12 protein-coding genes are annotated in these 9,832 nt (G+C 45.1%); 2 read left to right on the forward strand and 10 right to left on the reverse strand.

The window, feature by feature from the left end:
• Positions 1 to 188 precede the first annotated feature (188 nt).
• The 9 genes from B5E82_RS17345 to B5E82_RS17385 all read right to left on the reverse strand — a co-directional run bounded on the left by B5E82_RS17345 (position 189) and on the right by B5E82_RS17385 (position 7,032).
• Complete coding sequence (locus B5E82_RS17345) at positions 189 to 731, reverse strand: DUF4825 domain-containing protein (RefSeq protein WP_162610815.1); 543 nt, start codon at positions 729 to 731, stop codon at positions 189 to 191.
• A complete protein-coding gene (locus B5E82_RS17350; RefSeq protein WP_087308776.1) occupies positions 724 to 1,389 on the reverse strand; it encodes a permease prefix domain 1-containing protein in 666 nt (221 codons plus the stop codon). The genes B5E82_RS17345 and B5E82_RS17350 overlap by 8 nt, the downstream gene beginning before the upstream one ends.
• Positions 1,386 to 1,733 carry a PadR family transcriptional regulator gene (locus B5E82_RS17355; RefSeq protein WP_087308777.1) on the reverse strand — a complete coding sequence of 116 codons (348 nt, stop codon included), beginning with the start codon at positions 1,731 to 1,733 and terminating at the stop codon, positions 1,386 to 1,388. The genes B5E82_RS17350 and B5E82_RS17355 overlap by 4 nt, the downstream gene beginning before the upstream one ends.
• Before the next feature lie 530 nt (positions 1,734 to 2,263).
• Positions 2,264 to 2,677 carry an ATP-binding protein gene (locus B5E82_RS17360; RefSeq protein ID WP_275533175.1) on the reverse strand — a complete coding sequence of 138 codons (414 nt, stop codon included), beginning with the start codon at positions 2,675 to 2,677 and terminating at the stop codon, positions 2,264 to 2,266.
• A gap of 126 nt (positions 2,678 to 2,803) precedes the next feature.
• Positions 2,804 to 3,553 (reverse strand): EFR1 family ferrodoxin, encoded by a 750-nt coding sequence (locus B5E82_RS17365; protein ID WP_087308778.1) that lies wholly within the window; start codon positions 3,551 to 3,553, stop codon positions 2,804 to 2,806.
• 73 nt (positions 3,554 to 3,626) lie between these two features.
• Entirely contained in the window at positions 3,627 to 4,169 is a 543-nt protein-coding gene (locus B5E82_RS17370) for a GNAT family N-acetyltransferase (protein ID WP_330398421.1), read from the reverse strand.
• A gap of 93 nt (positions 4,170 to 4,262) precedes the next feature.
• Positions 4,263 to 5,153, reverse strand: coding sequence for a Fic family protein (locus B5E82_RS17375; RefSeq protein WP_087308780.1), 891 nt, complete (start codon positions 5,151 to 5,153; stop codon positions 4,263 to 4,265).
• Between the two features lie 189 nt (positions 5,154 to 5,342).
• A complete protein-coding gene (locus B5E82_RS18920) occupies positions 5,343 to 5,549 on the reverse strand; it encodes a TnpV protein (RefSeq protein ID WP_087308781.1) in 207 nt (68 codons plus the stop codon).
• Positions 5,479 to 7,032, reverse strand: a complete 1,554-nt coding sequence (locus B5E82_RS17385; protein WP_087308782.1) for an ABC-F family ATP-binding cassette domain-containing protein — start codon at positions 7,030 to 7,032, stop codon at positions 5,479 to 5,481. Before B5E82_RS17385 ends, B5E82_RS18920 begins: the two co-directional genes overlap by 71 nt.
• A 137-nt stretch (positions 7,033 to 7,169) precedes the next feature.
• Between B5E82_RS17385 and B5E82_RS17390 the strand changes: the two genes are divergently transcribed.
• On the forward strand, positions 7,170 to 7,910 hold the full coding sequence (locus B5E82_RS17390) for an alpha/beta hydrolase (protein WP_087308783.1): 741 nt from the start codon (positions 7,170 to 7,172) through the stop codon (positions 7,908 to 7,910).
• A gap of 91 nt (positions 7,911 to 8,001) precedes the next feature.
• On the forward strand, positions 8,002 to 9,147 hold the full coding sequence (locus B5E82_RS17395; RefSeq protein ID WP_087308784.1) for a hypothetical protein: 1,146 nt from the start codon (positions 8,002 to 8,004) through the stop codon (positions 9,145 to 9,147).
• Here B5E82_RS17395 and B5E82_RS17400 read toward each other — a convergent pair.
• Positions 9,140 to 9,682: a histidine phosphatase family protein gene (locus B5E82_RS17400; RefSeq protein WP_087308785.1), complete on the reverse strand. Its 543-nt coding sequence runs from the start codon at positions 9,680 to 9,682 to the stop codon at positions 9,140 to 9,142. The two genes, B5E82_RS17395 and B5E82_RS17400, sit on opposite strands and share 8 nt — an antisense overlap.
• Positions 9,683 to 9,832: the final 150 nt, after the last annotated feature.

The following is a 9,832-nucleotide window of genomic DNA, read 5'->3' on the forward strand; positions in this document are numbered from 1 at the left end:
TGTACTGGATATGCACTTTGTAGGCTTCATCTTCGGTCATGGAAATTCCCCCTCTCTGATAATAGTGCGGGGCGGCAGCACTCCTTGCTGTCGCCCCTTGATTGCCTACCAGCAAAGGCTGGCGGGGCTGCGGGCGGCGGCGCGTATGCGCCGTTCATCTTGACCGTTGACTGGCTCGGCTGGCTTTGCTATTTATAAAATTGTTCAACAAAATCCGTATCCTTTAGTTTGTCTTGTACATCGTTGCTCCACTTCTCCTGTTCAAGCAGATTTGACAAGGGAGCGCCGAATATATCTTCAATTTGCGTTCGTTCAAAGGAATAGCTATCACCGGAAAAGTTATAGGTTATCCCCGACAAATTATCAATCGCCGCCATAGCCGCAACGGTATTATAGATTAAATCTCTTTGTACCTTATCCTCTCCGATATTCCAAACAGTATCAAGATAGTTCACTGTTAAAGTACAGTCATCAGAATTGATTTCAAACTGCCTTGGAATATTGTTTAATGGTAAATTTCCAAATAAGTCTCTATCATTGTTCGCGTCCCCCAAATATGCAGTCCTATAATCTTCAATCGCAGAAATGTCATGTGTTAAAGCGTCCGTCTGATTTTGAGCGTAAGCTTCTTGTTTTGCTTGATTGGCGGGAATAATCCAAAACTGGATTACGCAGAACAAAACAACTGCAACAGCGAGAAGTCCGATAATAATTTTACTTTTCTTATTCATCTTCATGCCCCTTTCTGCATTTCAGCAGTATTCTTGAAAAGCTGCTGATTGTAATAGGAATGATAATGGTCAATAGCGGCAGATAAAACCGCACTGCAATATTTGCCATTTGATATGGGCCTGTAATATTCAGAGGTCTGCCAAACCAAATATCACTTCCAAATGTCAATGCTGCCATCGTTCCGACAGCTACAAGAAAAAATGCACTCCAAATAGTCCATGCGACTTTTTTTCTGTGTTCACTCGCTGAAAGCGATAGAAAAGCAATGACATTTTCTTTTTTATCTTTGCTCAGAATGTAAGCGCAGCCGGAAATGATAACACATAAAAGCCCGATATAGCTGGTTAGCGCATAATGGGTAAAGAGAAGCGGCAAGGAAAAAATCCAAAAAACAATACAGTTGAGCAATAGCGTTTGCATACATTCCAAATGATATTTGCCAACATCGGTAAGCTGATTTCCGTCTATCAGATAATCAATCGCTGACAAACTTTCCTTTGCTTTCTCGGTTGCCTTTTCTGCACTCAATCCCTGTGCAATCAAATCGTCCCGCTTTGCAATCATATTGCTCAATATTTCTTCCTTTAGGTCTTTTACCTCCGGTGTTAAACGCTGATGCCGGAATAATCCGTCAATATATTTTTGTAAATCTATCATTCGTCCTTACCTCCTTGCAGAAGCATAGTAATAATTTTTTTTGCGTGTAGCCATTCCGAAAGTGCTTTTTCATAGGCAGCGTTACCGCTGTCCGTAATATGATAATACTTTCGTCGCCCGCCTTGCGATTGGTCGCCCCAATAGCTAACAATATGGCCTTGTTTCTCAAGACGCTTTAGGCTTGTATATAAAGACGGCTCTTTCAATTCATATTCATTATTGCTGTTCATGGATACAGCTTTCATAATCTCGTAGCCGTAATTGTCGCCATCTCTTAGTATTTTAAGAATGATGGTATCTATATGCCCACGGATTAGATCGCTGTTGATGTTCTGCTCCGGCATTTGCTTCACCTCCATGCACATTATATCCGATATTACTATGTGTGTCAATGTACTATTTCACAAATTGCTTATGTAATCTTGTTTCTATCTCTGCGTTATACGAAATAGTAGGGCGGTTGTCTGTAATATTATAGTACTACTTTACCGTACATGAGCATTTCCTCAAGTAACACTTTTACCTACATACAGCAAGCGGCGATACCCCTGCTCTGGAATATCGCCGCTTGCGTTCTCATATATCGAAACTTGTCACATCAAGGTTCTTTCAAAAATGGTGTAGTAATGGTGTAGTAAGCGCCTTTCCGCTTCGTGAAACCATTGATTTTACTGGCTTTTCAGGGACTTTTCAAGATATTGCCGTGGCACACAAATAGTATTTTTATCATGTTCGTATTTCTCCTTATATTATTATAAAACGAATATCCCTGCAAACAAAGAATAGTCAATATCATACAAGTTTACATTATCACTCTTTGTCATTGTAGTTATTTTATCACGTACTTAGTACCTCTTCCCCCCGCCTTCAATTTTTACAACACCTTTTTACTCATTTCTTTCAGTAACTGTGTTGTCTTTGATTTGCCAAATAGGGCATAAGGATTAATTTCGCTAATTGATTTCAACATTGTCTTGCTTAAAATCTTATATACCGTTAAATTCAGATTTTTCTCAAAAACAGAAAGTACAATCTTAATTGTATTTTCCGCCACTTCAAAGTCCGGCTGTTTTAATCCTCCTTCATAAAGTTGTTTTATTCGCGTAATTCCCGTACCAAATATTTCGACAAACCCCAACCTGTAAAATACATTTGCAAGATTTCTGTTTCTTAGAACTGAAAGTTTTCCCGATAAGTATTTATCCTCTGTTATTCCAGACGGCAGTCCTCCCGGAGAAATAATTTCTATTCTGTCATCAAACATCGAAACTTTTATCTGTAACTCCACATCCTCAATCGTATTTTTTTATGATTAATTTTGTGACTGTTTTGAATTATTAAGTTTTAAAAACCTGTCATTTCTAACGACACCTATGTAACGTGTAAAATAAAGCGTATTTGGCTGAGTTAGGATCTATGAAATCCCTTTGTATTGCTTCTTTGGTTTCTTTGTGAAGTAAACTGTACAGCTTTGTTTCGGACATATATTTACACATCGATAACAAAGAGTACAATTTCCATTTTGTTTAACCTTTCCATTTACTAATTCAAGATTATGCATAGGGCATTTTTTAACGCATAAACCACATCCTATACAAGAATCGTCTGTACGAAAAGAAGCTCTGGCCTTTGCTTCCATTTTAGGATATGCTATGTTTTGCGTTTTTCCAAGTATATTGGAGAAAGCATTCCAACCTCTCTTTTTTACGACACCTTTCTGAATGTCAGAACAGACTTTATCTAACTTTTCAAGAGCTCTCAATGGTTTTTTTGTTTTTTCTTTCTCTGTCATTGGAAATAATGCAAAGTTGCAAATATTATTAGGCATTTTAAAATGTTCTGCATAACGAACCCTTCCGTCACAATTAGGGATTAAACGAGCAAATGCCTTTGCACCGTCTCCTGAAAATAACATTTGCGTGCAAAAAATTATCAGCTTTTTCCTTTCAAAAAACTGCATATTCTTTTTTACAAATTCTCTCATGATTAGAGGAACACAAGAACCATAAATCGGATAACATACTGCTATCGTATCGACTTTATCAAATATCTGTCCAAAATCTATATTTTCTTCAATACTATGTGCTTCAATCTGCATCCTGTCAGCAAACTTTTCTGCAATATATTTTGAATTCCCTGTCCCTGAAAAATATACAATAACCATGTTTCATAATTCTCTCCCTGCTCTCCAAAAGATTTGAAAACCGCCAAACGACAGCGGAGTTTTATTGAATTGCTTAACGGCTCATGTACAAAATGGGGTAGGGATTTCCCTGTTCATCGAGGTCTGTTCTTTTGTAAACTCGAAAGCCCATGTGTTCATAAAAACCTTTTGCCTGCGGATTCTGTTCATTTACAGTCAACTTCTCAATGGAATAGTTTTCAATCCCATACTGGATTAGCCGTTTTCCCAGCCCTTTTCCTCTTTCTTCCGGAGCGATGAACAGCATTTCCAGAGTATCGCCTTCAATCCCCATAAAGGCCACCGGACAGCCTGCTTCATCTTCCGCAATTATCAAGTGGGCAATTCCATTCAATGCCTTCGGCACATATTCTTTTATATTCTTGATTTCGCTGTCCGATAGGAATAGATGGGTAACCCTTACAGAGTCTTCCCAGACTTCGACCAGTCGATTTATGAAATCCGGCTTCCTGTCTTTTACTTCTGCTATTTTCATAGTTGCCTCCGTGTATTCAGAAATTCCATTGATACGAGTTTGCCATATCAAGATATTGAATGTGTACTGGATATGTGCCTTATGGGCCTCATCTTCAGCCATGGAAGCTCCCACTTTCTGGCAAAACCATGTTGAGAATAGCCTTTAAGGTTGTACTTTTACCAATCAAACCCATAATGTGGCTAGATGTCTTACTTAATATGGAATTCTGAAATAATCCAAATATGCCTTATATTTATCCTGTGCAGTCAGGCAGGTATCCATCAGATAACCTTTTTCATTGTTCCATTCTTTTAATCCACGATAATAGAACATTTTGAAATTGTCCTCGATAATAAACGGAACAATATTATATTTCAGGCATTCCTTAAACATAATCAGTCTGCCCACACGCCCATTGCCATCCTGAAATGGGTGAATTCTTTCAAACTTCACATGGAAGTCCAAAATATCTTCAAATGTCTTTTCTTCTTTTGCGTTATACTCTGTCAGCAGCGCTTTCATCTTACCGGCAACTTCTTCGGGCAAGGCAGTATCCATGCCGCCCACCTCATTGGGCAGTTTCTTATAATCCCCCACTGCAAACCAGTCTTTTCTGGAATCGCTGGTTCCGCTTTTCAAAGTCAGATGAAGCTCCTTGATAAACTTCTCAGTCAAAACAGCTTTTGCATGATCGATAATCATATCAATACATCGAAAATGATTTGCCGTTTCAATCACATCGTCCACATTGAGAACTTCATTCTCTACGCCGATGGTATTGGTTTCAAAAATATATCTGGTCTGATCATGGGTCAGACGACTTCCCTCCATATGGTTTGAATTGTACGTTAAATCAATTTGTGTCTTATGGTAAATACCACCCTGATATTTACTCACTTTCTGTTCCTGCAAGATATCCAGCAGTGTAAACGGATGTTCTTTCTTTTTGTTGGAACGCTCTGGTTTTTCGGCGTTCTCCGGAATATTCCAGGTCTTTCCGGTAAGAAAGGCACCCTGCACACGTCCGTGAGCACAGTAGTTTCTCACACTGCGTTCCGATATATTCCATTTTTTTGCTGTTTCAGCAACTGAAAGGTACCGCATCTGCTTTCCTCCGTTATCAATCGAATCCTATACTATACGAATCTACATTAATAGTATATCATATTACCGGCAATAAATCCATTAATCTCTCTGAACTATCTGACATATTTTTGCCGATTCCGGAAGTTTCACTTACCACAGCATAAAAAGAACCGGACTCCACAGGCGAGTGAAATCCAGTTCTCATTTTTATCCATATATAATTTCGTTCAGTACAATTTCTTCCGCACAGTGATAAATACTGTTACCAGCCCTTATCCACTCCATCTGATTGTGCTTTTTCAATTTCTCAGTCACAGATTTCCCATCTGGAAACGGGACTCCCCTACACCCTCGTCGTCCACTGGCTACAGTCCCACACTCTGGTGGCAAGTCCCTCATAAAACTCCGGCTCATGGCATACCATCAGAATACTTCCCCTGTAAACCTGAAGCGCCCTTTTAAGCTCCTCCTTGGCGTCCACGTCCAGATGGTTCGTGGGCTCGTCCAGCACCAGCAGATTGCTGGCACGGTTGATCAGCTTGCAGAGGCGCAGCTTGGCCTGCTCGCCGCCGCTGAGCACTTTTACTTTACTCTCAATGTGCCTGGTGGTCAGGCCGCATTTTGCCAGGGCAGAGCGAACTTCAAACTGGCTGAAACCGGGAAATTCCTTCCACAGCTCTTCAAGCGTCGTGGTTTCGATGTCCTGGCTCATTTCCTGCTCAAAATATCCGATTTCCAGATAATCGCCCAGCTCCACGGTTCCCGAAAGAGGCGGAATCAGGCCCAGGATGCTCTTCAGCAGTGTGGTCTTACCGATGCCGTTGGCTCCTGTAAGGACAATCCGTTCTCCCCGCTCCATCTGAAAATCCAGAGGGCTGGACAAAGGCTCCTCATATCCAATCACCAGATCGTGAGTCTCCACCAGATAGCGTCCCGGTGCCCGGGCCTCCAGAAAATGAAATTCCGGCTTCGGCTTCTCCGCCGCCAGCTCAATCACATCCATCTTGTCCAGCTTCTTCTGCCGGGACATGGCCATATTCCGCGTGGCCACGCGGGCCTTGTTTCTCGCCACGAAATCCTTCAGCTCCGCGATCTCCTTCTGCTGGCGGTTGTAGGCCGCCTCCAGCTGAGCCTTTTTCACCGCGTAGACCTCCTGGAACCTGTCGTAATCTCCCACGTAGCGGTTCAGCTCCTGATTGTCCATATGATAAATCAGATTGACGACGCTGTTCAGAAAGGGAATGTCATGGGAAATCAGGATAAACGCGTTTTCGTAGTCATTCAGATACCGTTTCAGCCATTCGATGTGAACTGTGTCCAGGTAGTTTGTGGGCTCGTCCAGAAGCAGAATATCCGGCTTCTCCAAAAGAAGCTTTGCCAGAAGCACCTTGGTCCGCTGACCGCCAGACAGCTCTGTCACATCCCGGTCCAGCCCGATGTCCGAAAGCCCCAGGGCGCGCCCCACCTCTTCCACCTTCGTGTCAATCAGATAAAAATCATGGGCGGAAAGAAGCTCCTGAATCACTCCGGTCTCCTCCATATAATAGGCCATCTCCTCCTCGGATGCCTCCGCCATTTTCTCATACATTTCATTCATCTGCGCTTCCAGCTCAAACAGAAATCCGAAGGCAGAAGCCAGTACATCCCGGATGGTCATCCCCTTTTCCAGGACCGTATGCTGATCCAGATAGCCCACCCGGACATTCTTCGCCCACTCAATCTTTCCCTCATCCGGCTGCAGTTTTCCGGTGATAATATTCATAAACGTGGATTTTCCCTCGCCGTTGGCCCCCACCAGGCCGATATGCTCTCCCTTCAGCAGCCGGAAGGACACATCATGAAAAATGGCCCGGTCTCCGAAGCCATGGGTTAAGTGTTCTACATTTAAGATACTCATTGGTCTTGTACTCCTTATAAAATCCTGTCAGAGGCACGGCCTTTTCCGCCTGCTGCCCCGGTCTGCGCAACTTATCATATCATCTTTTTCCCTGCCATGCTATAATAGCAGATAATACCGCAAAGGGGAACCATTCATTGAGAGAAACGAAAAGAAAAAAGTTCTGGAAAAGAATACTGACTGCCGCGGCGGCGGTCCTGGCCGCCGCCGTTCTGGCCTGCGTGTTATATATAGGAAACTATTATCATGCAGAGGAATCTGCCCTGGAAGCTGCCGCTTATTCCGGCCAGGGCATCACCGTCTCCGAAGAGGATGACCGGATTATCTTCACGCCCGACAGCCCCCGGGCCGGACTTATCTTCTATCCGGGCGGCAAAGTCCAGTATGAGGCCTACGCGCCACTGATGGAAGCCTGCGCGGAACAGGGACTTCTCTGCGTTCTCCTGCATATGCCCGGAAATCTGGCTGTGCTGGACGTAAATGCCGCAGAGGGAATTCCGGAAGAATACCCGCATATCGAGTCCTGGTACATGAGCGGCCACTCTCTGGGCGGCTCCATGGCGGCCTCTTATCTGAGCCGCCATCCCGATAATTTTGAGGGCCTGATTCTTCTGGCTGCCTACTCTACAGCGGACCTGAAAGACAGCGGCCTTTCCGTCCTGTCCGTCTATGGTTCGGAGGATGGAGTGATGAACCGGAACTCCTATGAAATATACAGAGAAAATCTCCCTGCAGATTTTACAGAATTCATAATTCCCGGCGGCTGCCATGCTTACTTCGGGTGCTATGGCGCGCAGAAGGGCGACGGCACACCGGAAATCACAAATGAAGAGCAGATTCAGCTTACAGCGGAAGCGATCGGCGAATTCACGAAATAAATCCATCGAAATAAATCAATTAAAATAAATCAATTAAAATAAATCAATCGAAATAAATCAACTCATAAAACAAATCAGGAGGTGGACACTCATGAACCAGAACTCTCAAAGTCCCCAGAAACAACATACCGCTCCTCTCCCGTCAGAGAACGGAACATTTTCATCCGGAACCCCGGGCAGCCAGGGCAGGCCGGAATGGAAGGTCTGTTTTGACGGAAACTTCTGGAGTTCCCAGGGTCAGGATCAGGCCGGCGCAGAGCTTCGAATCGGAGAACCGTTCCAGTGGGCCGGCCGCCACTGGCTGCTCCCGGCCGTCTACTCCTGCGGCGAAGGACTTGTGCTCGATCTCTGTATGCGCATAGAGCCCCGGGAAATGGATGCCTTTATGGAAAAATGGGACCTGACTCCGGAAAATGCTGACTATGACCGCTTTACCAGAGAACAGCAGATGGAAATTGAACTGAACAACCCTCTCCACCTGAAATTTTATCCGGAGCTGGAAGTAAATGGCCGGAAGCTGACGCTTTCCCACAGCTGCGCTGTGCATTATCTTCCCTGGCTGTCCGAAAAATATCCGGACGAAGCCGCAGCCTGGGGACTGGAAGCAGCACCGGCTGCGAAACATTACGGACTGGACCCGGCATACGGATGGTGCATATCCCGGCACGCTTTTCTATGGGAAGGCAGCCGCTTCTCTCAGATTGACAGTCTTCTCCTCTCGATGGAGCCATATCCGGTCGATATTCCCGGCCCGCGCTTTACGGCTGCTCCCGGAGACACTATCTCATTTATCCATCCGGCAGACGGATGCCAGTGTACGCTGACTGTTCGGGATATTTCCCAGGAGACGCTGGATAAAACCCGGCTGGAAGAGCTGGAAGATCCTTTTGAGTTTCCGCCCCATTACACGGTCCTGACCTATACGCTTTCACCGGAATCCGAAAACGGCATCACTGTGGCTGGCTGCAGTGACGGCGATCAGCCAAGAAGGAAAGCTGTTTCTCCCGATTCTGGCGGTTCTGCTTCCGGAGGAAGCGCCGCAGCCATCGGAATTATCGGAGGCGCAGTCATTCCCGTCGTTCTTTCTGATGCCAGCGTGGAACAGCAAAAGCTCCACGCCGTCTGCTCTCTCCCACGCTTTGAGCCTGTGAAGGAGACGGAATGGAGCATCATTTTTCATGAAAAACGTTTTAAAACAGGAGTGTTTCATTTTGACGTAAAAGACTGCGTCATTTAAAATCATATCGGAGCACGGCACAGTTTTCCACGCCAAAGGCCGCGTATTCCGCATTGGTCATCTCGTAAAAATAAGAGTGTACGACTCTGGAAATACCATTGTGGGCCACCAGAATATAAGTCCTGTCTCCCGTCTCGTCCCGAATCTCATCCAAAAGATTGTAGATTCTCTGGGCCAGCCGCAGCATGGACTCGCCGCCCTCATAGCGGCAGCAGAACTCTCCTTTTGCCTTCTGAAATTCCTTTCCGTCCCGGGGCGCAGCCTCCCATTTCCCGAAGCACTGCTCTTTCAGGCGCGGCTCGACCCGGGCCGGGATTCCGGTGATCTCAGAGATGTGGCGGGCTGTCTCCGCAGCCCGCACAAGCGGAGAATACAGAATTTCATCCGCCTGGATTCCCTCTGCCAGAATCTTTTTCCCGGTCTCCACCGCCTGCTGATGCCCTCTCTCTGTCAGCTCAATATCTGTGGAACCGCAGATTTTATTTTCCACATTCCACACAGTCTCCCCGTGACGGACAAAATAAATGCTTTTCATACTGTCCTATTTTACCTCTACCAGCTCAATGCTGATTATTCCGGGGCTCTTTGAGCCACCTGTCCGAACTTTGAGAGCCACCATTCCGGAGAATGAGAGCCACATATTCCGGTAATTCAGAGCCACTTTACAGGCTCTATTACATAAATT

It is taken from the genome of Lachnoclostridium sp. An138, from assembly GCF_002160765.1.
GTDB classification, from domain to species: domain Bacteria; phylum Bacillota; class Clostridia; order Lachnospirales; family Lachnospiraceae; genus Laedolimicola; species Laedolimicola faecalis.